This is a genomic window from Kitasatospora sp. NPDC005748, from assembly GCF_040630735.1.
Classification (GTDB): Bacteria; Actinomycetota; Actinomycetes; order Streptomycetales; family Streptomycetaceae; genus Kitasatospora.
In genome coordinates, this window is record NZ_JBEXYD010000016.1 from 16617 (window position 1) to 40799 (window position 24183).

General features: G+C 73.8%; 16 protein-coding genes. 8 read left to right on the forward strand and 8 right to left on the reverse strand.

The window, feature by feature from the left end:
• Positions 1-530 precede the first annotated feature (530 nt).
• Positions 531-3701 (forward strand): TIM-barrel domain-containing protein, encoded by a 3171-nt coding sequence (locus tag ABZ495_RS14875; RefSeq protein ID WP_359810528.1) that lies wholly within the window; start codon positions 531-533, stop codon positions 3699-3701.
• 509 nt (positions 3702-4210) lie between these two features.
• Positions 4211-5461 (forward strand): histidine kinase, encoded by a 1251-nt coding sequence (locus ABZ495_RS14880; protein WP_359836075.1) that lies wholly within the window; start codon positions 4211-4213, stop codon positions 5459-5461.
• 48 nt (positions 5462-5509) lie between these two features.
• Here the strand turns inward: ABZ495_RS14880 and ABZ495_RS14885 are convergent, their stop codons facing one another.
• From ABZ495_RS14885 to ABZ495_RS14915, 7 genes are all read right to left on the reverse strand, one after another.
• Positions 5510-6625, reverse strand: a complete 1116-nt coding sequence (locus tag ABZ495_RS14885) for a serine hydrolase domain-containing protein (protein WP_359810561.1) — start codon at positions 6623-6625, stop codon at positions 5510-5512.
• A gap of 210 nt (positions 6626-6835) precedes the next feature.
• Entirely contained in the window at positions 6836-7981 is a 1146-nt protein-coding gene (locus tag ABZ495_RS14890) for a serine hydrolase domain-containing protein (RefSeq protein ID WP_359810523.1), read from the reverse strand.
• 1335 nt (positions 7982-9316) lie between these two features.
• Positions 9317-11095, reverse strand: a complete 1779-nt coding sequence (locus tag ABZ495_RS14895) for a methyltransferase (protein ID WP_359836077.1) — start codon at positions 11093-11095, stop codon at positions 9317-9319.
• A 170-nt stretch (positions 11096-11265) separates the two neighbouring features.
• A complete protein-coding gene (locus ABZ495_RS14900) occupies positions 11266-12477 on the reverse strand; it encodes a 4-hydroxybenzoate 3-monooxygenase (protein ID WP_359836079.1) in 1212 nt (403 codons plus the stop codon).
• Positions 12478-12684: 207 nt separating this feature from the next.
• Complete coding sequence (locus ABZ495_RS14905; protein WP_359810513.1) at positions 12685-12969, reverse strand: pyrimidine/purine nucleoside phosphorylase; 285 nt, start codon at positions 12967-12969, stop codon at positions 12685-12687.
• 151 nt (positions 12970-13120) lie between these two features.
• Positions 13121-13849 (reverse strand): class I SAM-dependent methyltransferase, encoded by a 729-nt coding sequence (locus tag ABZ495_RS14910; RefSeq protein WP_359810510.1) that lies wholly within the window; start codon positions 13847-13849, stop codon positions 13121-13123.
• Between the two features lie 344 nt (positions 13850-14193).
• A complete protein-coding gene (locus ABZ495_RS14915; RefSeq protein ID WP_359836080.1) occupies positions 14194-15144 on the reverse strand; it encodes an RICIN domain-containing protein in 951 nt (316 codons plus the stop codon).
• A 394-nt stretch (positions 15145-15538) separates the two neighbouring features.
• Between ABZ495_RS14915 and ABZ495_RS14920 the strand changes: the two genes are divergently transcribed.
• From ABZ495_RS14920 to ABZ495_RS14945, 6 genes are all read left to right on the forward strand, one after another.
• Positions 15539-17320, forward strand: coding sequence for a penicillin-binding transpeptidase domain-containing protein (locus tag ABZ495_RS14920; protein ID WP_359836082.1), 1782 nt, complete (start codon positions 15539-15541; stop codon positions 17318-17320).
• 151 nt (positions 17321-17471) lie between these two features.
• Positions 17472-19205, forward strand: coding sequence for a helix-turn-helix domain-containing protein (locus tag ABZ495_RS14925; protein WP_359836084.1), 1734 nt, complete (start codon positions 17472-17474; stop codon positions 19203-19205).
• Between the two features lie 244 nt (positions 19206-19449).
• A complete protein-coding gene (locus tag ABZ495_RS14930) occupies positions 19450-20532 on the forward strand; it encodes a M20 family metallopeptidase (RefSeq protein WP_359810558.1) in 1083 nt (360 codons plus the stop codon).
• On the forward strand, positions 20529-21374 hold the full coding sequence (locus tag ABZ495_RS14935; protein ID WP_359836085.1) for a GNAT family N-acetyltransferase: 846 nt from the start codon (positions 20529-20531) through the stop codon (positions 21372-21374). Before ABZ495_RS14930 ends, ABZ495_RS14935 begins: the two co-directional genes overlap by 4 nt.
• Entirely contained in the window at positions 21371-22474 is a 1104-nt protein-coding gene (menC, locus tag ABZ495_RS14940; RefSeq protein WP_359810495.1) for an o-succinylbenzoate synthase, read from the forward strand. The genes ABZ495_RS14935 and menC overlap by 4 nt, the downstream gene beginning before the upstream one ends.
• Before the next feature lie 223 nt (positions 22475-22697).
• A complete protein-coding gene (locus tag ABZ495_RS14945; protein WP_352286824.1) occupies positions 22698-23318 on the forward strand; it encodes an L-threonylcarbamoyladenylate synthase in 621 nt (206 codons plus the stop codon).
• A 148-nt stretch (positions 23319-23466) separates the two neighbouring features.
• Here ABZ495_RS14945 and ABZ495_RS14950 read toward each other — a convergent pair whose 3' ends face one another.
• The gene (locus tag ABZ495_RS14950; RefSeq protein ID WP_359836087.1) at positions 23467-24081 is read right to left on the reverse strand and encodes a dihydrofolate reductase family protein; all 615 of its coding nucleotides are present in this window, start codon (positions 24079-24081) and stop codon (positions 23467-23469) included.
• Positions 24082-24183 lie beyond the last annotated feature (102 nt).

Here is a 24183-nt window from a genome sequence, read left to right on the forward strand (position 1 = left end):
TGACGCGCCTCACAGCGACGGGGGCCCCGCCGGACAGCCGCCCCCGCACAGCGCGGGTCACTCCACCGGGGCGGCGGCCACCCGGCGGACCGGGTCGCGGCGCCGGGTGCGGTCGGCGGGGCCCACGACCGCCAGCGCCTCGGGGTTGGGCCGCCCTCCGGGACGCCCTCGCCCGAACCGGCGCCTCGGAGTCCGATACCTCGCACGCCTGATCACAAGTGCGGTTTTCCCCGCATCTCCCTGCAGATTTCTGCACCATCGCGCCGCTACTTCTGGACAAATCGCCCATCGACCTCTCGCGCCTGCATCAACTCGGCCATGACAACGGCTCAGCAGCCGGAGCGCCCCCCGCGCGAGCGGTCCCGACCAGGGCCTAGTTGCAGTTATCTGAGTCAAAAGAAGCAGTTGCGCTCATGTTCGTTCTCTTGACTGCACTTTTGGTGAGTGGTGTCATGCCTACGCTGCCCACTCGGCCAGTCGCCCGTCGCGTTCGCCGACGGGTTCGGACCTTCTCCCGTGAAGGACGTCGCATGCCTCGCAACACAACCCGCTGGTGGCAACGATGGGGCGGGGGGCGGCCGTTAGCGGCCGGGCTCGTCGCCGTACTGGTCGGGGCGGTGCTCTCCGTCACCGGTCCGGCCTCGGCCGCCGCGGCCTCGACCGCCGGGAACGCCACCGGGCTCACGCAGTCCGGGAGCACCTACACGGTGAGCACGTCCAGCGGGGCGAAGGCCCGGGTGGCGATCGCCCGGGCGGACATCTTCCGGATCTGGCTCTCCCCCACCGGCGCCTTCACCGACGACCCGGCCGGCTCCGCGCTGGCCGTGAAGACCGACTTCGGCCCGGTGGTGACGAGTCACTCCGACGCCGGCGCCTACTACCGGATCAACACCGACGCGATGACCATCAGGGTCTACAAGTCGCCGCTGCGGTTCGCCCTCTACCGGTCGGACAACACCACGCCGATCTGGCAGGAGGCCCAGCCCACCAGCTGGACGGCCTCCCAGACCACCCAGTACCTCACCCAGGGCGCCGACGAGCAGTTCTACGGGACCGGCCTGCGGCTGGGTGAGTGGGCGCTGCGCGGCAAGACGGTGCCGATCTCGGTGAGCAACACCTGGCGGGAGAACGACAACGCCAGCCCGGCGCCGTTCTACATGTCGACCAACGGCTACGGCGTCATGCGCAACACCTGGGCCCCCGGCAGCTACAGCTTCGGCGCACCGGGCTCGTTCACGCACAACGAGAAGCGGTTCGACGCCTGGTACGTGGTCGGGGACTCGCTCAAGGGCGTGCTGAACTCCTACACCGACGTCTCCGGGAAGCCCTTCCTGGCCCCGATGTGGGGCTTCGAACTGGGCAACGCCGACTGCTTCAACGCCTCGAACCCCACCTACCAGGGCGACCACGACCGCGTCCGGCACCAGACGACGCCCGACGTGGTCGGCTACGCGACGGACGCCCGCAACGCCGACATGCCGTCGGGCTGGTTCCTGCCCAACGACGGCTACGGCTGCGGCTACACCGATCTGCCCGGCGCCGTCGGCGGCTTGAAGGCCAAGGGGTTCCAGACCGGCCTGTGGACGTCGACCGGTCTGTCCAACATCGTTGACGAGGTCAGGACCGCCGGCAGCCGGGGCGTCAAGACCGACGTCGCGTGGATCGGCGGCGGCTACAAGTACGCGTTCGACGGCGTCCAGCAGGCCGTCAAGGGCATCGAGGACAACTCCGACGCCCGACGCTACGTGTGGACGGTGGACGGCTGGGCCGGGACCCAGCGCAACGCGGTCGTCTGGACCGGCGACACCTCCGGCACCTGGGACGCGATGCGCTGGCACGTGCCGGCCATCACCGGAGCCGGGCTCTCGGGCCTCAACTACGCGTCCGGCGACGTCGACGGCATCTTCGGCGGCAGCCCGCAGACCTACGTCCGGGACCTCCAGTGGAAGGCGTTCACCCCGGCGTTCATGACCATGTCCGGCTGGGGCCCGACCGCTCCCTCGGCCGGGTACAACGACAAGGAGCCCTGGCGCTTCTCGGAGCCGTACCTGTCCATCAACCGCAAGTACCTCCAGCTCAAGATGCGCATGATGCCGTACCTGTACACGATGAGCCACACCGCCGCGCAGACCGGTGTGCCCTCCACCCGGGCGATGGTGCTGGAGTACCCCGACGATCCGGTCGCCCGGGGCAATCTGACCAGTGGTCAGTTCATGGCCGGTGACTCCCTGCTGGTGGCCCCGGTGGTCACCGACACCACCACCCGCGACGGCATCTACCTGCCGGCCGGCACCTGGACCGACTACTGGACCGGCAAGGCCTACAACGGTCCGGGCTGGCTCAACGGCTACGCGGCGCCGCTGGACACCCTGCCGCTGTTCGTCAAGGGCGGCGGCATCGTCCCGATGTGGCCCCAGATGAACTACACCGGGGAGAAGCCGGTCTCCACCCTGACGTACGACGTCTACCCGCGCGGCAACTCCTCCTTCAGCCTCTACGAGGACGACGGGATCACCCGTGCCTACCAGGGCGGCGCCTCCGCCACCCAGCCGGTGAACGTCACCGCGCCGACCGCCGGCACCGGCACCGTCACCATCGACGTCGGCGCCAGCACCGGGTCCTACACCGGCAAGCCGGCCTCCCGGGGCTACGAGTTCAGCGTGCACGCGGCCTCGGCCCCCAGCGCGGTCTCGGTCGGCGGCACCCGGCTGGCTGCGTACGGCTCGAAGAGCGCCTACGACAGCGCCGCCACCGGCTGGTACTTCGACGCGGCCGACCGCTCTGGCGTGCTGTGGATCAAGGCCGGCGACAGGTCCGGCGCGTTCACCGTGACCGCGTCCGGTGTGACGGTCGCGGCCGGGGGCGCGATCCCGACCTCCGCCACGCCGATCCCGCAGGCCGGCTGGAAGCTCGTCTCCGCCGACAGCCAGGAGACCGCGGCCGAGGACGGCGCGGCCGCCAACGCCTTCGACGGCGACCCCGCGACCCTCTGGCACACCGCCTGGTCCGCCGGGAACGCCCCGCTGCCGCACGAGGTCCGGATCGACCTCGGCGCCCGCTACAACGTCGACGGCATGACCTACCTGCCGCGCCAGGACGGCGGCAGCAACGGCCGGATCGGGTCGTACGAGGTGTACGTCTCCGACAGTGCCGACACCTGGGGGACGCCCGTCGCCACCGGGACCTTCGCCGACTCCGCCGGGGCGAAGACCGTCACCTTCAGCCCGACGACCGGCCGCTACCTGCGGCTGCGGGCCCTCACCGAGGCGGGCGGCCGCGGCCCCTGGACCAGTGCGGCGGAGATCACCGCCACCGGCCGGCCCACCCCGCTGCCGAGCAACGCGGAGCTGGTCAACGCCGCCTCCTCCAGTTGCGTCGACCTACCGGGCAGCGCGAGCACCCCGGGCACCCAGCCCGCCCTCTACGGCTGCCACGGCGGACCCAACCAGCGGTGGACCTTCCAGCCGAACGGCACCCTCACCGGCCTCGGTGGCAGCTGCCTGGACGGCGGCGCGGCCGTCGCCGCCGTCCAGGCCTGCAACGGGTCGAGCGGCCAGCAGTGGCAGCTCGGCGGCGCCGGCACCGTGACCAACGGCGGCCGCTGCCTCGCCCCCGTCGGCGCGGCCACCGCCTCGGGCACCAAGCTCGAACTCGCCACCTGCAACGGCACCGGCGCCCAGCGCTGGACGCCCACCCCGTAGTCCGCCGACGGCCGTTCCCGCTGCCCGGCCCCCACCGGGCAGCGCGGACGGCCGTTCTCCTTCCGGGAGGACGCGGGGGCGACCGGTGCCCGCAGGGAGGCCGGCAGGCGTGGCCTCGCGATGGTCATCGCCGCCGACACCATGACGTACTCGGACATCTCGTTCTCCGGCCGTGCATCCCCGCCCCGATGTCGACGCGTGCGTTCTGCTCGACGCGGCGCGGTCGGCACACCCCGTCCCTTACCCCCTAGCGGCGGGGTCGCGCGGGGGCCCGGGGGCCGCCGCACGGCCCCGACCAGGACCAGGGGCCCGGTCCGGGATCGGCCCCCGGTACCGGTTCGGGGCCGGGAGCCGCTGCGACAATGGGACCACCGACGCCCCCGGAACCGCACGTCACCGCAGGTCACCGCAGGTCACCGCAGGTCACCGCAGGGGACGGCGCACGGACGACGGCTGCGGCGGACCCGCGAGGGCCGGTCCGCCCGGCCACGGAAAGGACCACCACCAGCATGTCGACGCACCACCGGCCCCCGCCGCCCTCACCGGGAACCGACGGCCTGCCCTGGACGGCCAGTGACGCGCTGGTGGCCGTCGCGGCGGCGGTCCTGGACCTCCTCGGTTACTCGATGGGCGGGCCGGACGGAAGCCGGCCGATCGCCCTGACCGCCGTGGTCCTGCTCGTCCTGGGAGCGGTACCGCTGCTCACCAGGCGCCGCTACCCGCTGGCGTCGCTGTCCGGCGTGCTGGTCCTCGGCCTGGCGCTGAACCTGAGCGTCGCGGTGCCGCAGCACTTCAACTGCGCGCTCTGCGTCGCGCTGTTCGCCGTGGCCCGGTCCCGGGGCATCGCGGTGGCGGCGCCGGCCGGCCTCGTGGCGGCTGCGGTGCCGCTCCTCGGGCGGGGGCACCCGTGGCCCCCGCCGGTCTCCGGAGTGGCGGTCAACCTGCTCGCCGCGGCCCTGGTCGTCGCCGCCGCCGAGATGCTGAGGCGCTGGCAGCACGAGATGGAGGTCAGGCGCCGGCTGCTGGCCGACCGCGCGGTGGCGCAGGAGCGGCGCCGCATCGCCCGGGAGCTGCACGACATCGTCGCGCACCACATCACCACCATGCAGCTGATGGCCGGCGGTGCCCGCGCCCACCTCGACCGCGACACCGAGGTGGTGCGCGACGCCCTGGTCACCCTGGAGGGCTCCGGCCGGATGGCGCTGCGCGAGATGCGCCACCTGCTCGACGTGCTCCGGGCCGGCGACGAGCCGGACGACGGGGGCCCGACCGCGCCGCAGCCCGGGATCGGGCACCTCGGCGGGCTCGTCGAGGAGTCCCGCAGGGCGGGTCTGCCCACCGGGTTCACCGTCCGGGGCGAGGAGCGCCCGCTGCCGCCGAGCACCGGCCTGGCGGTGTTCCGGATCGTCCAGGAGGCCCTCACCAACACGCGCAAGCACGCCGGCCGGGCCCGGGCGAGCGTGGAACTGACGTACCACCCGGACCGGATCACCGTCGAGGTGACCGACGACGGCGCCGCCACCGCACCGGCGGACGCCCTGGAGGGTGCCGGAGCGGGGACAGGAGCGGGGGCAGGAACGGGGGCCGCCGGGCCCGGGCCGCAGGCGGGCCGCACCGGGTACGGACTGATCGGCATGCGCGAACGCGCCGCGCTGCAGGGCGGCAGCATGGTGGCGGGCAGCGTCGACGGGGGTGGCTTCCGGGTGCTGGCCACCCTGCCGGTCGCGGCGGTCGGCGGCGGAGCGGAGGAGCTCGACTGACGGCCCCGGCCCCTGAGCCAGGGGCCGCGGGGCCGTCAGCGGGGCGGGTCAGCGGCAGAGGGCCGCGTCCAGGGCCTCCGCCATGTGCTGCGCGCCGGTCGCGCCCGGGACGGCGGTGACGGTGATGGTGGCGGCCCGCCCGTCGTCGGTCACCCCGCCCCTGGTCCGGTAGCCGGGAGAGGTGCCGCCGTGGCCCCAGGCGAGGCCGCCGCAGGAGAGCGGCTTGCTCTGCAGCCCCAGTCCGTAACGGACCCCCGGGCCCAGCAGTTCGGCGGGCACGGTGGTCCGCATCTCGGCGAGCTGGGCCGGCGGCAGGAGACGGCCGCCGAGCAGCGCGGCGAAGAACGCGTTGAGGTCGGTGTTGGTGGAGACGATCCCCCCGGCCGCCCACGCCATCGAGGCGTCCATCTCGGTGTAGTCGACCAGCGGCGCGTCCGGCGAGCCGCGGAAGTAGCCGTGCGGGTGGGCCTCGTGGACGGCGGTGTCGCCCGGGGCGGGGAAGTAGGTGTGCCGCAGGCCGACGCGGTCGATGACGCGCTTGGTGATCACCTCGCCGACGGGCCGTCCGGTGACCTTCTGGACGAGGAGCCCGGCGACCAGGTAGTTGGTGTTGCTGTACTCCCAGCTGCTGCCGGCGGGGAAGCGGGCCTTCTGGACGAGGGCGCCGTCGAGCAGCTCGCGGGGCTCGAAGTAGCGGTACTGCACGGTGGTGAAGTCCGCGAGGGCGGGCGCGTCCATGTAGTCGGGCAGGCCGCTGGTGTGCTGGAGCAGCTGGCGGACGGTGATGGCGCGCCCGTCGATGCCGTCGCCGCGCAGCAGGCCCGGAAGGTAGGTGTCGACGGACGCGTCGAGGCCCACCTTCCCCTCCGCGACGAGCTGGAGGACGACCACGGCGGTGAAGGTCTTGGTGTTGCTGCCGGCCCGGATCTGGCCGTCCACGGGGACCTTGGCCCCGGTGGCGAGGTCGCCGACCCCCGCGGTGTAGTCGCGGGTACGGCCGTCGCGACCCTTCACGGCGGCCAGCGCGGCCGGCAGCCCGTCCTCCTTCACCAGGGCGGTCAGACTCGACTGGACACTGTCGGGCCGGCCGCCCGCGAACGCCACGGTCGGCGCCAGCGCTCCGGCCACCACGGCACCCGCGGCCAGGGCGATCACGACCGCCACCGCCCGGTGCCGGCCGCGGCGGGTCCGGCTCTGCGGGACGTACTCGCTCACGATGGAACTCCTCTGCTGGGAATGCTGGGGGAACTGATGGGGGACCGATCAGGTGGCCGACGGGGCGCGGGTGCCGCACGCCGTGGCGCGCGGCACCCGCCGGTCATGCCGGACATGCCGGACATGCCGGTACGGACGCTCCGGTCCGGCCGGGGAGGGTCAGCGGCACAGCGCCGCGTCCACCGCGGCTTCCACGTGCTGCCCGGTCTCGCCGCCCGGGATCATGGTCACCGCGAGGCTGACGGCCCGGCCGTCGTCGGTGGCTCCTCCGGCGGTGTCGTAGCCCGGGATGGTCCCGCCATGGCCCCAGGCCACGCCGCCGCACGACAGCGGCCGGCTCACCAGGCCCAGTCCGTAGCGGGCGCCCGGAGCGACCGCGTCGGCGGCCACCGTGGTCCGCATCTGGGCGAGCTGCGCCGGGGGCAGCAGGCGGCCGCCGAGGAGCGCGGTGAAGAAGCGGGTGACGTCGCTCGGGGTGGAGACGGCGGCGCCCGCCGCCCAGCCCCAGGACGGGTCCAGCTCGGTGTAGTCGCGGAGCGAGCCGTCCGCACCGCGGTGGTAGCCCTTGGGGTGGGCCTCGCGGATGCCCATGTCCCCCGGAGCGGGGACGTAGGTGTGCCGCAGGCCGATCCGGTCGACGATGCGCCGCCCGATCTCCTCACCGAGCGGCCGCCCGGTGACCTTCTGGATGATCAGACCGGCCAGCAGGTAGTTGGTGTTGTTGTACTCCCAGCTCGTCCCCGGGGCGAAGTGGGCCTTCTGGCCCAGCGCCGCGTCGAGGAGTTCACGCGGCTCGTAGTACCGCGTCGGGTCGGTGAGGATGGCGTCCTTGTCCACGTACTCGGGCAGGCCGCTGGTGTGCTGGAGCAGCTGGCGAACGGTGATGTGACGCCCGTCGATGCCGTCCCCGCGCACCAGGCCCGGCAGGTAGCTCTCCACCGGGGAGTCCAGGCCGACCTTCCCCTCCGCGACGAGCTGGAGGACGACCACGGCGGTGAAGGTCTTGGTGTTGCTGCCGATCCGTACCTGGCCGTCCACGGGGACCTTGGCCCCGGTGGCGAGGTCGCCGACCCCCGCGGTGTAGTTGCGGGTGCGGCCGTCGCGGCCCTTCACGGCGGCCAGCGCGGCGGGTACTCCGTCATCCTTCACCAGGGCGTTCAGGCTCGACTGGACGCTGTCGGGCCGGCCGCCCGCGAACGCCACGGTCGGCGCCAGCACCCCGGCCGCCACCACACCCGCGGCCACCGTGGTCGCCACCCAGCGCCGACCGTGGCGGCTCCGGCTCTGCGGGACGTACTCGTTCATGGAAGGACCTCTCCTGATCGATGGCACCGGTGGTTCCCGGCTTGCTCAAGAAGACCATTCAGGGACAGCGGAGTTCGTCCGCAGCCAGGACGAACCGCAGGTGGGAGCAGGCTCCGGGCGAGCGGTCCCGGCCAGGACCTTGGTCCTGGGACCGACGGGAACTGACGTGGCGTCAGCAGGTCCGGGCGGGAGGGACATCGGCTCGGAGCGCTCCCGGGCACGGCACCGGTGGCGAGGCCTCCAGGCCTCGCCACCGGACCTTCACCCGAGCGCGTCGACCCCCGGCGCGGCCGGAAGTCCGGTCGACCCGGCGGACGGTTCGGCGGACGCTGGAGGTCCAGGACCGCTCCACCCTCCGCAAGCTCCCCACGCTCGGTGTCGGCCGGGCCCCGGCCGGCGGGCCGGGCGTCCTTCCTCGGCCCGGCCGGCTGAGGCCGCGGGGCGGCACACACGGTCCGGCGGAGTCCCAGCGGTGGCCCTCCGTGGAGCACCCGCCACGGAGCCGGTACGAGCGTTCGGACGAACACACGGAACTCCGGGCAACCCCTGGACGCCGCGCATGCGGAGCGGGTAGAAAACGCGCAGGGAGCATTTCGCCGCCGTCCGCGGAGACAGCGCAGACCGCGTCGGGGCGACGCTCACCCACCTGCTTCCGCACTGCGCGGTACCGAGCATCCGCAGGCCGTACGGCTCGACGCCGACCCTCGACGTCGACGCCCGCGGCCGCCGACATCACCATCGCCTCAATGCCACCTGGAGCAGCACGTGCGCAACCGGCAGGCACTCACCGGCGCCGGCCCCGCCGCCACGCGGTCCGTCCCCGCCGTCCCCTCGACGCTTCGCCCCGTCGCCACCGGTTCACCGGCCGCGTACCGGCCCCTGAGCACGCCCATCCCGAGCCTGCTCCTCAAGAGGATCACCGCCGGTGCCCGCCGCGTCGCCGGGCACCCCCGCGAAGCGCACTGAGCCCCCGCACGCCGCACCGCCCGGGGTTCTCCATCAGCGGGGCGTAGGCCGCGAACAGGCCGCCGTCCCGGCCGGACCGGTCGCGGCGTCCACGCCGGCCGGACCGGCAGTCGGTACGGGAGGTCCGGCCTCCGGGGTGCCGGAACACGGCCCGAACACTGCCGCCTGCGGGAACGGCCGTGTTCCAGCACCCTCGGACGTGCTTCGGACCGCGGGCACCAGTCCGAGCAGCTCGCCCAGCCGGCGGAGCGTGACGGGCGACGTCAGACGCAGGGTGGCGAGGTCGAGGCCCTCGTCACCCAGGACCGTCAGCAGGGCCCGATCACCGATCGCCATCACCCCGCCGCGACCATCACCCCGCCGCGACCGTCACCCGGCCGTCAGACCGCGCGGGGCCGGCACCCCGGCCTTGCGCGCGTGCAGCAGGGTGCCACCGAGCGGCAGCGGCGAGTCGTCGACGAGTTCGAGGCCCGCGTCGGCCAGCAGCCGGGCGAAGTGGTCGGCACGGCGTTCGCGGCCGCCGGTGTTGCACATCATGTGGAGGTCCCACGCGGTGGCCAGCGAGGTCGAACCGTCGGCCGGCAGGACCCGCTCGACGATGAGCAGGCCGGCGTGGGCGGGCATGGCCCGGGACACGTGGCGCAGGATGTCCCGGCAGCGCTCGTCGTTCCAGTCGTGCAGGACCCGGGAGAGCAGGTACACGTCCGCGCCCGGCGGCACGTCCGCGAAGTCACCCGTGACGTACGTGCACCGCTCGCCGCAGCCCGCCGCGTCCAGCTGCCCGCGGGCGGCGGCGACGACGTGCGGGCGTTCCAGCAGGACGCCGCGCAGTCGGGGGTTGGCGGCCAGGACGCGTCCGAGCAGCTCGCCCGTCCCGCCGGCGATGTCGACGACGGTGCCGGGAACGGAGGCCCGGCCTGCGGCCAGGATCGCCGGATGTGCGGGGACCGGCTCGAACATCCGGGTACTCGCGACCATCGAGCGGTCGAACTGCTCGGCGAGTTCGGGGTCGCGGGCGAAGTGGTCGAAGTGGTTCTCGCCGAAGAGGTGGTCGAAGGCGGCCTCGCCGGTCCGCACGGTGTGCTCCAGTTCCGCGAAGGAGTGGTAGAACGGGCCGCCGTACATCAGTGCCAGCGGCCGCATCGACCCCGGGGCGTCCGCCCTCAGGAGCGCCCCGGTGCCGGTGAGCCGGAAGCCGTCCGGGTGCTGCGCGACCACGTCCAGCATCACCAGGTAGCGCAGGAGGGTCGCGAGGCTCTGCGGGTGAGCGCCGATCCGGTCCGCCAGTGCCTCGGCGCCCGCTCCCGTGCGGGTGTCCAGGGCGTCGGGCAGCCCCAGCCGGGCGAACACCGCGAGGGCCTGGGTCGTCCAGGCCCCGGTGAGCAGGTGCAGCAGCGCTTCCGCTTCCCGGTGCGGATCGGCGGGCCCGTCCGGGCGGTCCTGCCCCCGGTCCTCGCCCGGCCCGGCGGGGTACCGGCCCAGGTGCGCGGCCAGGGTGTCCGGGTGGGCGCCCGCCACGTGGAGTTCCAGCCGCCGGTACCCGGTCCGCGACCCGGCCGGGGCGGTGAAGTACAGGACGGTGCCGTCCTCGTGCGGGTTGTACCCGCCGCCGTCGGGGCTCGCGCCGTGCCGGGCGAGCAGCGCGCACAGGCCGTCCAGCACCAGCGGGTCCGCGGACTCGACCTCGAAGGCGAGGTGCGCCTCGTGCTGGGCGACCCGCTCGTGCGCGGCGAGCGCGGCCAGGCCGGAGCCCGGCGGGACGGTCAGCGCGAACACCTCGACCACCCGGCGCTCACCGAGCGGGCCGCGCAGCGGCGGCCGCAGGATGGCCACGTCCAGGCCCGCCGGGTCGTGGCCGTGCCGCAGCGCCAGCCGCTCGCGGACCACCGTGCTGGGCGTCGACGGTACGTCCACGGCCAGGTCGCAGGCGGCCAGTTGATCGTGCAGGGCGTCCCGGTCGGACGGGAAGACCAGGACCGCGGCGTGGGCGAAGCGGCAGTGGTCCGCCAGTGCCCGCAGCCGCGGGCCGGAGAGGCCGGGCAGCAGGAGGCGGAGCAGCGTGGTGCTGTCGTGTTCCCGGACGAAGGCGGCCGCCGCGAGGAGGCGGGTGACATCGTCGGTGTCCGGGGGCGTCATCGTGGTCGGCATGGTGCGGTTCCTTGTCCGGGTGTTCGGGAGTCCGGCGGGCAGCCGACAGCCTCCGGCCGGCTCGGGGCCGGGCGGAGCGGGGCGGGCGCGGCGGGCCCGGGCACAACGAGGTCGGGCGGAGCGGGGTCGGCCGGCGCGGGGCCGGGCGGCGCGGGGTGGAGCGGGAGGGCTCAGACGCCGGTGTAGCTCTCGGCGAACCAGTCCTGGTGGGAGCGCGAGGTGCGCAGGGATTCGAGGCGCGAGCGGCGCAAGGATTCGTGGAAGAACGATTCGCCTATGGGAGCGGCGGGCTCGCGGTGGAGCAGCCGGATCATCCAGAGCGAGAACTCCTGCGCCCGCCAGATGTGCTCCAGGGCCTGCCGCGAGTACCGGTCCAGCGCCTGGGAGTCGCCGTGCGCGAGGTCGGCGATCAGGGCCCGGGCAAGGAGTTCCGCTTCCAGGACGGCCAGGTTGGCGCCCTTGGCGGCGGACGGGCTGATCAGGCTCGCGGCGTCCCCGGCCAGCAGGAGCGATCCGTGGCGCAGCGGTTCGATGACGTCGGACTCGAAGTCGACGACCCCGCGTCCGAGGATCCGGCCGCGGTGCAACGGTCCGTGCTCGGCGGCGTACATCCGCGTTTCGAGTTCGTCCCAAATCCGCCCGTCGGACCAGTCTCCGGTCGCGGTGCCGCGCTCGCACTGCAGGTAGTAGCGGGTGACCTCCGGGGTGCGGGCCATGTGCCCGGCGAAGCCGTGGTCGTGGACGGCGTAGCCCACAGCGTCCAGGCTCGGCGGCGCCTCGGCGAGCAGGCCGAGCCAGGAGATCCCGTGGTCCCGGTGGTGGCGTACGGTGCCGGGCGGCAGGGAGCGCCGGGCCGCGCCGTGCCGGCCGTCGCAGCCGGCCACGTACCTGGCCTGCCACCGGGCGAGACGGCCGTCCGCCTCCCGTACGGCGACGGTGGGGCGGGTGGTGCCCGTGTCGTGCACGGCGAGCGCCTCGGTCTCGAAGTGCACCCGCCCGCCTGCCTCCAGGAAGGACGTCAGCAGGTCGGTGACCAGGTACTGCTGGGGGTAGACGGTGTGCGGTTCGCGTCGGCCGAGGTTGCCGTAGTCCAGGCGGAAGCGGCCTTCGGCGGTGCGGAATTCGCAGGCGCCGTGCTGCTTGCCATTGCGGTGCAGGCCTTCGGCCAGGCCGTGGCGGTCCAGGATCCGCAGGGTGTTGGGTGCGAGGAAGCCCGCGCGCGCCCGGGTCTGTACGCGGGTGCGGTCGGTGCGTTCCAGGACCACGCAGTCGATCCCGCCGCGCTGGAGCAGGTTGGCCAGCAGGAGACCGGCCGGGCCCGCCCCGAGGATCACGACATCGGCCGACTGCACTGCTGTTACGTCGCTCTGACTGTTCGTCACAAGAAGTGGATCATAGTCACCGATCTGCGACCGCCATGGCGCCGGTAACCCGAATTGGCCAATAGGATGACAATCTTTACGCCAGCCACAGAAATCGGCGCGTGGCCGTCTTATTCGCCGTCGCGAGGAAATCGTGCGGCAACGGCGGCGCCCCGGGGGGAGGCGCCGCCGTTGCCGCTACGCCGGAACGGGTGGTCCGGGGCGGTGTCAGTCGCGGTACTCGCAGAGGTAGGCCGTGTCGGCTTCGACCTTGAGCTGGAACTTGCTGTCCGCCGGGACGTCGAAGCGCTCGCCGGTCCGGAAGGTCTCCCAGCCCTCGGCGCCGGGCAGCCTGACGGTCAGCGCGCCGTTGACCACGTGCATGACCTCGCGGGCGGCGGTGCCGAACTCGTACTCCCCGGGGGCCATGACGCCGATGGTCGCGGGACCGTCCTCCGTGGTGAAGGCGATCGACTTGACCGTGCCGTCGAAGTACTCGTTGACCTTGAACATGGGGGTCCTCCTGGGAGACGGGCGGAGCCGGGCGGCCGGCTCGTCGCGCCGGCACCCGGTGGGCAAGGCTAGCGAGAGCGGCTGTTTCTCCGAGAAGGCGGGGTGCCCACGCGCCCACGGCCCCCACCCGCGGGTGATCATGCCCCCGGAATCACTGCTCGTGGCACCGGCGTGCGAGATGGACGGTGATGTCGGCGGCGATCTCGACCGTCCCGGGCAGCACCCGCAGCAGCCGGCCGAACAACAGCTCCCGGTCCCCCGGCGCCAGCACGAGGTACGCCGAGATCGTCGACAGCAGGCCCACGTAGTCGCCCGCGCTCATGCTCAGGCGCCGTTCGATCACCGACTGTCGGACGTCGGTGAACCATGCGGACCGCCGCAGCTCCGTACCCGGCCACCGCATGTCCGGCTCCTCGTCCGGGGGCGGTACGTCGTCGCGGTCCAGGAACGGCGCCCGCGCGGCGCGCACGGCTTCCTCCACCGCCGGGTCGACGAGCTCGGTGGGCCCGCCGAACGAGGCGAACACGCCGCCCGGCTCCAGCAGCGCGGCCATGTGCGACCACCGGCCCTCCGGCCTCGTCCAGTGCAGCGCCGCCGCGGCGTAGACCAGTCCGTAGCGCTCCCCCGGCCGCACGTCCTCGAACGCGGCCCGCACCGTCCGGACACCGGCCGGCACGTGCTTGCGCAGCTCGGCGAGCATGCCCTCGTCGGGCTCCGTGGCGGTGACCGTCACGCCCGGCCGGGCGAAGAGGCGGGTTGCCTTGCCCGTCCCGGCGCCGATCTCCAGGGCGGTCCGCACCGGCCGGCCCGCGTAGGCCGCCACCAGGTCGAGGAGTTCCTCGGGGTACCCCGGGCGGAACCGTTCGTAGGCTTGCGCCACTGCCCCGAAACTCAACGCACGACCAGACATGCCGAGATCCTGGCACGCGCCGCGCCGTCGGCGCACGGCTTGTCCGCGCGATCCGGCCGCCCGGCAGTGGCGGCCCGAGCGGAGTGGGGCCTGCCTCGCCGAGGTGCTCGGCAGCTTCCGGCGTGACGACCTGCCGGGGGGCGGGTGTGCTACCAGGTGACGGTGTCGTAGATCTCCTTCTTGGCGAGAGTGATCCAGATCGCCTCGGGGTCCCTCTTCGGGCACCGACATGAACATCTCCCCGGCGGGCCGGGAACGGCGGCGCCCCGGAGGGCGGGCGCCGTCGTCGGCGCCCGCCCTCGGGGGCCGGTGGGTCAGTCCCAGGGGTTGGCCGACTGGCCGCTGATGGCGGTCCAGAAGCGGGTGTTGGCGGGCAGGGTGCCGTTGGCCCACAGACCCCAGCCGGTGCCGTCGTGGAACTCGGCCATCCGAAAGCCGGCGCCGAAGGCGGTCGCGCACTTCTGGTCGGCGACGGCGCGGCTGGTCAGCTCGTAGCCGGGCAGCGCCGGGGTGACCTTCACCTCGCCGCCGGCCCAGCTGTGGAAGCCGCTGGTGGGGACGCCCGCCGGAGCGGGGCGGCCGTCCTGCCTGATGCAGAGCACCGGCAGCACGGCGTTCGCCGCGGTGTCACCGTTGTACGGGTCGCTGTTGGTCAGGTTGTCGAAGCCGACGTGCACCACGTTGTCGGCGCGCTGCTCCAGGGTGCCCCAGGTCATGCCCTTGTGCTGGCCCGGAGGAGCGTGGAAGACCGCGTCGTAGGTGCTGCGGTAGACGTCCCACTGCTGGTGACTGCCGCCGTCACAGCCCCTCAGGACCAGCTTCCAGCCGCCGAAGGTCTTGCGCGAGTTGTCCAGGCAGTCCGACGTGCCCACGTTCTTCAGCCGCAGGCCGACCAGGTCGTACAGGGCCGGCTCGGCCTCGAACGGGGTGATCTCCCACTGCTGCTTGGTGTGGCCCGCCACGCAGCCGGTGGTCATCGGCAGGTCGTCGGCCGTCAGACAGAGGACGCCGTCCGGGCTGCTGGTGGTGACGGTGAACCGCTCGGGGTAGCCCGCGACGCGCTTGATCACCCACATACCGGGGTTGTCGGACGGCGCGCAGGGGTGCATGTCCTGGATCCCCGACCTCGCGTCGGGGCAGCGCTGGGAGTACTGGTTGAACAGGACCGACGCCGGGGTGTCGGCGGACGCGCCGCCCGGCAGCAGGAGCAGCCCGGTGAGGGCGAGCAGGATCGCGAGCAGGGTACGCCTGAGGGATACGAGCAAGAGTGCCTCCGGAAGCCGTCGGTACGGGGAAAGCCGGATCCTGCGCGGAACGCCTCCTTCGCAGTGGCCGGCCACTCGCCAGTTTGTCCGTACGCCGCCAAGGCCGATATCCCAGCCTTCTGGGATACCCGCCGGTCGGCGACCGTTGCCGTACGGGCCCCGCTACGCCACCCAGGGAAAGGCCTCGCCGCCGATCGGCCGCGACACCCCGAGGGGCCCCCGGCGACACCGATGAAGCCCTTGCGCATACGAAGGGAGGCCTCCCAGCCGCCGGTCGGCGAGCCCGGCCCGCCTATGCTGGACGCCGCCCGAGCCGTCCGGCCGCCACGGCGGCCAGGCGGAGCGGAACGACGGGGGAACGGACCCATGACCGGGGACCAACGGGGGGAACGCAGTGCCAGCAGAACACGAGGAATCCGGCGCGTACGCCGACGACCACCGGTCGGACCCCGAGTCCATCGGGAGCCCGCCCGGCCACACCGAGCACCCGGACGACACCGAGGACATCGAGGACGAGGAACCGCCGCGCCGCTCCGCCGGACGCCGGGTCTGGCAGGGCGCGCTGGCGGCAGCCGTCGTGGGGCTGCTGGCCGCCGGCGGGTACGGGGCCTACAACGTGGTGAACGCCGTGACGGGCAACGGCCCGGCGGCCGGTGACCACCCGGAGTCCCCGGCCGCGGCCGCGTCCGCGCAGCCGGCGCCGACCGCCGCGGAGGCCGACGCGGTGGCGAAGGACTTCCTGGCGGCCTGGGGCCGTGGGGACGTCACGGCCGCGGCGGCGCTCACCGACCGCCAGGAGACCGCGCGGACCGCCCTGGCGGCGTTCCGCGACGCGGTGAAGCCGCGCTCGTTGACCTTGGCCGGGACCGGCCCGGTGGCGTCCGCGACGCCGAGCGAGCCCACGGTCGGCTTCCGGGCGAAGGCGGAGTTCGAGGGCACCGCGGAGGCCTGGGAGTACGACAGCGCGCTGACGGTGCTGCGAGCGGCCGACGGGCGGGTCGCCGTGCGCTGGTCACCGCACGTGATCCACCCACATCTCGACGCGGGCGAGACGATCGGCATCAAGCTGCTGCCCGATCCGGTGGCGAAGCCGGTCGACCGGAACGGCAAGCCGCTCGACGCGTTCCCGTCGCTCAGGAGCGTGCTTCCCCAGATCACCCCGGCCCAGGGCGGGTCCAGCGTCGACGGGCAGGCCGTGGTGATCTCCGACGGCGGCGCGAAGGCACCGGAGCAGCTGTTCGTGCTCACCCCGGCGAACGCGCCGGAGATCAGGCTCACCCTGGACGCCGGCCTCCAGCAGGTGGCCGAGGAGGCGGTGAGGAAGCAGGCCGCGGGCGGGAAGCCGGCCTCGCTGGTCGCCGTCCAGCCGAGCACCGGCCACATCCTCGCCCTCGCATACTCCTCGCCGGACGGGTTCAACCGCGCGGTCGGCGGCGGGCAGCCGCCGGGGTCCACGATGAAGGTGATCACCTCCGCCGCCCTGCTCCAGGCCGGGGTCGGGCCGGACACCGTGGTGCCCTGCAAGGAGACCACCAACTCCCCGCGCGCCTGGCACAACGACGAGCCCGGCGACTTCCCCGGCTACACCCTGACCGACGACTTCACCCGCTCCTGCAACACCGGGTTCATCGACAAGGGCCTGGAGAAGCTGCAGCTCGGGACGGTGCCCGAAGTCGCCCGCAACCAGTTCGGCCTCGGCCTGGAGTGGCACATCGGCATCCCGAGCAGGGACGCCACCATCCCGGTGCCGAAGAGCAAGGACGAGGCGGCCGCCACCTTCATCGGCCAGGGCCAGATCCAGGTGAACTCGCTGCTGATGGCCTCGGTCGCGGCCACCGTACAGAGCGGAACGTTCCGCCAGCCCGTCCTGGTGCCGGACGCGAAGCGGGTGACGGCCCCCGGCAGGCTTCCCGAGGGCGTCGCGCGGGACCTGCGGGCGATGATGGCGAAGACCGCGACCCAGGGCACCGCCCGGGCCCCGATGTCCGGACTGTCCGGGCGGATCGGCGCCAAGACCGGCACCGTCGAGGCCGGTGCCGGCAAGGGCACCAACAGCTGGTTCATCGCCTACCGCGACGACCTCGCGGTGGCGGCCGAGGTGGAGGGCGGCGGCCACGGCAACAGCGCGGCCGGCGTGGCCGCGGCCGAGGTCCTGAAGGCCGGCGGCAAGGGCTGACACCGTCGGTCGGGCCGGTGCCGGCACCGGACCCGTCGAACAGCCCTCCCCCGCGTTCGTCCCGGGCGACGAACACGGGGGCTTAGCCTTGTCCGCGGGTACCGAGCCGGGGGCGCGGTCAGGCCCCTAACCTGCGGAGATGATCAGGCACATGGCGACGCACTCCGCCGGCGGCCTGGGCCGGGTACTGCGGGACCTCGGCCCCACGCTGCTCGACCTGCTGCACGGCGACGTCGGCCTGGCCCCGGAGATCGGCGGCGTGGGGATCCACGACCCGTACGACGAGCAGCAGTACCCGCCGCGGGCCATCGTGCTCGGGGCCGGCGTCCGGGGCTCCGAGGAGATCGTCCGGCTGCTGCACGAACTGGCGACCCACCGCGTCGCGGCCCTGGTCGTACGGGGGCCGGTCGGGGGAGGGCCGGTCGGGAGCGAGCCGGCCAGGAGCGAGCCCGTCGGGGCCGGGCCGGTCGAGGACGGCGAGGCACTCGCGCGGGCGGTGTCCGAGACCGGGATACCCCTGCTCGCCCTGACCCGCGGCGCCTCCTGGGCCCAGTTGGCGGCGATGCTGCGCACCCTGCTGGCCGAGGGCGACATCGGGGACAGCGGCGGGCAGACCCTGGGAGGGGTGCCCTCGGGCGACCTGTTCGCCCTGGCGAACGCCGTCGCCACCCTGCTGGACGCGCCTATCACCATCGAGGACCGCTGCCAGCGCATCCTGGCCTTCTCCGGCCGCCAGGACGAAGCGGACCCCGCCCGGGTGGCCACCATCCTGGCCCGCCAGGTACCCGACCGGTACGTGCGGCTCATGGAGAGCCGCGGCGTCTTCCGGGAGATCTACCGCAGCGAGGACCCGGTGCGGATCGCACCGGCGGCGGTCGGCGAGGGCGAGACGGCACTGCCGCGCGTGGCGATCGCGGTACGGGCGGGCGACGAGGTGCTCGGCTCGGTGTGGGCCGCGGTCCGCGAACCGCTCACCCCCGCCAGGGAGGCCGCGTTCAAGGACGCCGCGAAGCTCGTCGCCCTGCACATGCTGCGCCACCGCGCCGGGGCCGACGCCGAGAACCGGCTGCGCACCGACCTGGTCACCACCGTGCTGGAGGGCGGGGCCGGCGCGCCCGACGCGCTCGGCCGGCTGGGACTGGCGAACGAGCCGACCCTCGTCATGGCCCTGGGGCTGGCGCACCGCCCGGGTGAGGACCACGCCCACGTCACGGCGGAGCGGCAGCGCCTGGCCGGCGCGCTGACCATCCACCTCACCGCCGTCCAGCCGCGTTCGGCGGTGGCCCTCCTGGGCGACGTGACCTACGCGCTGTTCCCGGTACGGGGCGAGGCGGCCCATCGGCGCGAGCGTGCCGTACAGGTGGCCTCGGACTTCCTGGAGCGGACCGGGAACCGGACGGGCGCGGTCATCGGCATCGGGTCGGTGGCGGAGGAGTCCACCGCCCTGGCGCGGTCCAGGACGAACGCCGACCGCGCGCTGCGGGTGCTGTTCGAGCGGCGGTCGGGCGCGGGGGTCGCGTCGATCACGGACGTCAACACCGACGCGCTGCTGCTGGAGCTGCGCGACCTCGCCGCCACCCACGGCGACGAACTGTCCGCGCCACTGGCCCGGTTGGTGGCCTACGACGCCAAGCACAACGCCCACCTCGTCGAGACGCTGCGGGCGTGGCTGGACGCCTTCGGCGACGTGATCGCCGCCTCGGCGAGCGTGTACGTCCACCCCAACACCTTCCGCTACCGGATCCGCCGGGTGGCCGAGGTGGGGCGCCTGGACCTACAGGACCCGGCCGCCCGGTTCGCGGCGATGCTGCAACTGCGCCTGATGCCCTCGCAGCGCGGTGGTGCGGACCCCGCCTCAGGAGCGGGCGCCACCGGCTCCGGCTGACCGCCCGGGTGCCCGGGCGCTGCCGCCTCCGGCGCCCTGTCCGGCGCACCGCGGCGTCCGGGCTCTTGGGTCCCGCGTACGAACGGGCCGTCCACGTTGTGACGGGACGACGAACGCGCGGCCGTCGGCGTTGCCTAGCGTGGGTGTCACCCCACCCCAGGAGGACCCTCCCGTGCCGGCCGACCTCGGAACCCCGCCCCTGCCCGCGCCCCCGCCCGCATACCTCGCGCCGGAGCTCGACGCGATGCTCGCCGACCTGGAAGAGCTCGTGACCTGCGAGTCGTACTCCGCCGACCACCAGGCGGTGGCCCGCAGCGCCCGGGTCGTCGCCGCCCAGGGGGCCCGCCTGCTCGGCGCCCCCGCCCGGCTGCTGGTGAACGGCGGCGTCACCCACGTCCAGTGGACCTTCGGAACGCCCCGCGTCCTCCTGCTCGGCCACCACGACACCGTCTGGCCGGTCGGCTCGCTCAGGACCCATCCGTGGTCCGTGGCGGACGGCATCGCGCGCGGACCCGGCGTCTTCGACATGAAGGCCGGCCTGGTCCAGATGTTCCACGCCCTCGCCTCCCTCCCCACGCTCGACGGGATCTGCGTGCTCGTCACCGGCGACGAGGAGGTCGGCTCCGCCACCTCGCGCGCCCTCGTCGAGGAGACCGCCCGCCGCTGCTCCGCGGCCCTCGTCGCCGAGCCCTCCGCCGACGGCGGAGCGCTGAAGACCGCCCGCAAGGGCGTGTCGATCTACGACCTCACCGTGCACGGCCGCGCCGCGCACTCCGGACTCGAACCGCAGAAGGGCGTCAACGCGGCCGTCGAACTCGCCCACCAGGTCCTCGCGCTGCAGGACATCGCCGACACCGTGGTCGGGCGGACCGGGCCCGGCACCACCGTCACCCCGACCCTCCTGTCCGCGGGCACCACGAACAACACCGTCCCGGCCCGGGCCGACCTCAACATCGACGTCCGGGTCCCCAGCACCGCGGCGCAGGAGACGGTCGACCACCTCGTGCACACGCTCCGGCCCCACCTGCCCGGCGCGCGCCTCGACCTCCGGGGCGGCCCCAACCGCCCGCCCCTGGACGCCACCGCCTCGGCCGCGCTGTTCACGCTGGCGGCCGAGCAGGCCACCGCGCTCGGGCTCCCTCCCCTGCGGCAGGCCGCCGTCGGCGGGGCCTCCGACGGCAACTACACCGCCGGCGTCGGATGCCCCACCCTCGACGGCCTCGGAGCCGTCGGCGACGGCGCCCACGCCGACCACGAACACGTCCGCACCGCCGAGATGCCGCACCGCGCCCGCCTCCTGGCCCACCTCACCGGAGCCCTGCAATGACCGCGTTCCAGGTACGCGAACTCCACGACCTCAAGGACTTCGAGGACGTGAAGCGCCTCTACGCCGACATCTGGCGCACCGACAGCGGCGGCACACCCGTCCCGGTCGAGGTGATGCGCGCCCTCGCACACGCCGGCAACTACGTGGCCGGCGCGTACCGGGACGGCCACCTGGTCGGGGCGTCGATCGCCTTCCTCGCCACCCCGCCCGGCACCACCCTGCACTCCCACATCACCGGCGCCGCCCCCGGCCGCGGCATCGGCCTGGCGCTGAAGCTCCACCAGCGCCGGTGGGCACTCGAGCGCGGACTGCGGCGCATCACCTGGACCTACGACCCGCTGATCCGCCGCAACGCCTACTTCAACCTCGTCAAACTCGGCGCCCGGCCCACCGAGTACCTGGAGTCCTTCTACGGCCGCATGGACGACGCCATCAACGGCGGCGACGACTCCGACCGCGTCCTGGCGACCTGGGACCTGAGCGCCCCGCCGGTCACCGCGACCGTCGCCGGCACCTGCCCGCCCGTCACCGCGCCGCCCGGCACCGCTCACGCCGTCCGCGACCGCGACGGCCGGCCCGAGACCGGCCCGATCGACGCCGAGTGCGTCCTCATCGACCTCCCCGAGGACATCGAGGCGCTGCGCCGCACCGACCCCGGCGCGGCCCGGGCCTGGCGGCTGGCCGTTCGCCACACCCTGGGCGAGCTGCTCGCCGACGGTGCCCGGGTCACCGGCCTCCACGACCGGCGCTCGTACCTCGTCCGACGCACCGGCGCCACCGTCCCGCGGACGACCCTGACCACGACCCCCACCTCGACCCTCGCCAGGAGCCACCAGTCATGAAGATCTCCGGGATCGAACTCCGCCGGATCCAGCTGCCGCTCGTTTCTCCGTTCCGCACCTCCTTCGGCACCGAGACCGGCCGCGACGTCCTGCTGGTCCGCGTCGAGACCGCCGACGGCGAGGGCTGGGCCGAGTGCGCCGCGATGTCCGAGCCGCGCTACTGCTCCGAGTACGTCGACGGCGTCCAGGACGTCCTGCGCCGGTTCCTCGTCCCCGCGCTGCCCAAGGACGGCATCGACGCCCACACCGTCGGCCGGGTGCTGGAGCCCTTCACCGGCCACCGGATGGCCAAGTCGGCCCTGGAGACCGCCGTCCTGGACGCGCAGCTCCGGGCATCGGGCGAGTCCTTCGCCCAGTACCTCGGCGCCTCCCGCGACAAGGTCCCCTGCGGGGTCTCGGTCGGCATCATGGACTCGATCCCCGAACTCCTGGACGCCGTCGACGGCTACGTCGCCGAGGGCTACGCCCGGATCAAGCTGAAGATCGAACCCGGCTGGGACGTCGAGCCGGTCCGCGCGGTCCGCGAGCGCTTCGGCGACGACCTCCTCCTGCAGGTCGACGCCAACGCCGCCTACACCCTCGTCGACGCCCGGCAGCTCGCCGAACTCGACGCGTTCGACCTGCTCCTGATCGAGCAGCCGCTCGCCAACGACGACCTCGTGCAGCACGCCCGGCTGGCCGGTCTGCTGAGGACCCCGATCTGCCTGGACGAATCCATCGAATCGGCCGCGGACGCCGCGGCCGCCATCTCGCTCGGCTCGTGCTCCGTCATCAACATCAAGCCGGCCCGGGTCGGCGGCTATCTGGAGGCCCGCCGCATCCACGACCTGGCGCGCGCCCACGGCATACCCGTCTGGTGCGGCGGCATGCTGGAGACCGGCATCGGCCGGGCCGCCAACGTCGCCCTCGCCGCCCTCCCCGGCTTCACCCTGCCCGGCGACACCTCCGGCTCCCACCGCTACTTCGCCACCGACATCACCGAGCCGTTCGTCCTCGCCGACGGCCACCTCGCCGTCCCCACCGGCCCCGGCCTCGGCGTCGAACCCCTGCCCGACCTCCTGAAGGAGGTCACCACCTCCACCGAGTGGATCGCCCTGTAACCGAACGCGGGGAGGGTGTCCGGCCGATCGGTCGCGACGACCAGCGGCGGCGGTCCACCGAACCGGTGGACCACCGCCGCCGCGACCGTGTCCCGCCGGGGCCCCGGGCCGCCCTCCGGAAGGAGCGCACGTGCGCCCGGCCCGCGCCGGCTGCCGGGGGAAGACTCCGGCCTCCGGCGCGGGCCGGGCGCGGGGCGGGCCGTGGATCCCGTAGGGTCGGCCAATGGCGAAGTACTTCGACGTTCACCCGCAGACCCCGCAGGCCCGCACCATCGGCACGGTGGCCGAGAGCCTCCGTTCCGGGTCCCTGATCGCGTACCCGACCGACTCCTGTTTCGCCCTCGGCTGCCGCATGGGCAACACCGAGGGCCTCGAACGGATCCGGACGATCCGGCGGCTCGACGACCGCCACCACTTCACCCTGATGTGCGAGAACTTCGCCCAGCTGGGCCAGTTCGTCCACATCGACAACGCCGTCTTCCGCGCCATCAAGGCGGCGACGCCGGGCAGCTACACCTTCATCCTCCCCGCCACCAAGGAGGTCCCGCGCCGGCTGATGCACCCGAAGAAGAAGACGGTGGGGGTCAGGATCCCCGACCACGTCGTCACGCAGGCACTCCTCGCCGAACTCGGCGAGCCCCTTCTCTCCAGCACCCTGCTCCTCCCCGGCGAGGACGAGCCCCTGACCCAGGGGTGGGAGATCAAGGAGCGCCTCGACCACGTGCTGGACGCCGTGGTGGACTCCGGCGACTGCGGCACGGAACCGACGACGGTCGTCGACTTCTCAAGCGGCGAGGCGGAGATCGTCCGGCGCGGCGCCGGCGACCCCGCGCGCTTCGAGTGACGCCCCGGCCACGGGCCGACCGGGGGGTCCAGGGCCGGTTCGCCGGGGGCTGAAAGCGGGCCGACGAGCGGCTGGCGACGTCGGGGCGCGGGAGGGACCGGTACTCCGGTCCCTCCCGCGGCCGGCCGGGCGCCTGGGGAACGCGCCGTCAGTGGACGTCGTAGGTCACGTGCGTCGCGGTCGATGTCGCGAGGACGCTCCGCTGTACCAGGGTGCGCGGCACCGCGCCGGTGAACAGGGGTGTGCCGGCGCCCAGCAGGACGGGGGCCAGGTGCAGCGACAGCAGGTCGACCAGGCCGGCGTCCAGCGCCGAGCGGATCAGGGCGCCCCCGCCCATCAGGACGACGTCGAGGTCCCGGCCGCTGTTCGCGGAAGCCGCCTCGGCGTGCCGGCGCGCGGCGGTGACGGCATCGGGCAGACCGGTGGTGACGAACGTCCAGTCGAGGGCGCCGAGTCGGACGGACTCCGGCCGCGAGCTCGTCACGACGACGAACGCGGGTTTGCCGACCTCCGCGGCGCCGTAGCCGGTCTCGTCGTCCCAGCCGTGCGGCCCGTCGACCAGGTCGAAGAGCCGGCGGCCGAGGAGGACGGCGCCCGAACGGCCGGTCGCCTCGCGCAGGAGCCGACGGTCGTCGGGGTCGTCGGAGAACGCCCAGGTGTGCAGCGCCTCGCCACCGGTGCCCAGCCCGCTGTCCGGGCCCGGGTCCGGTCCGGTGACGAAGCCGTCGAGGGAGACCGAGATGTCCGCGATGATTCGTGTCATGTCGAGGTGGACTCCATCTGCCGCCTGCACTCATCCGTCATGCCGCAGTATGTGACGCACGCCACTCACTCTCAACGGGACGCGCTCGGGGTTCGCCGACCC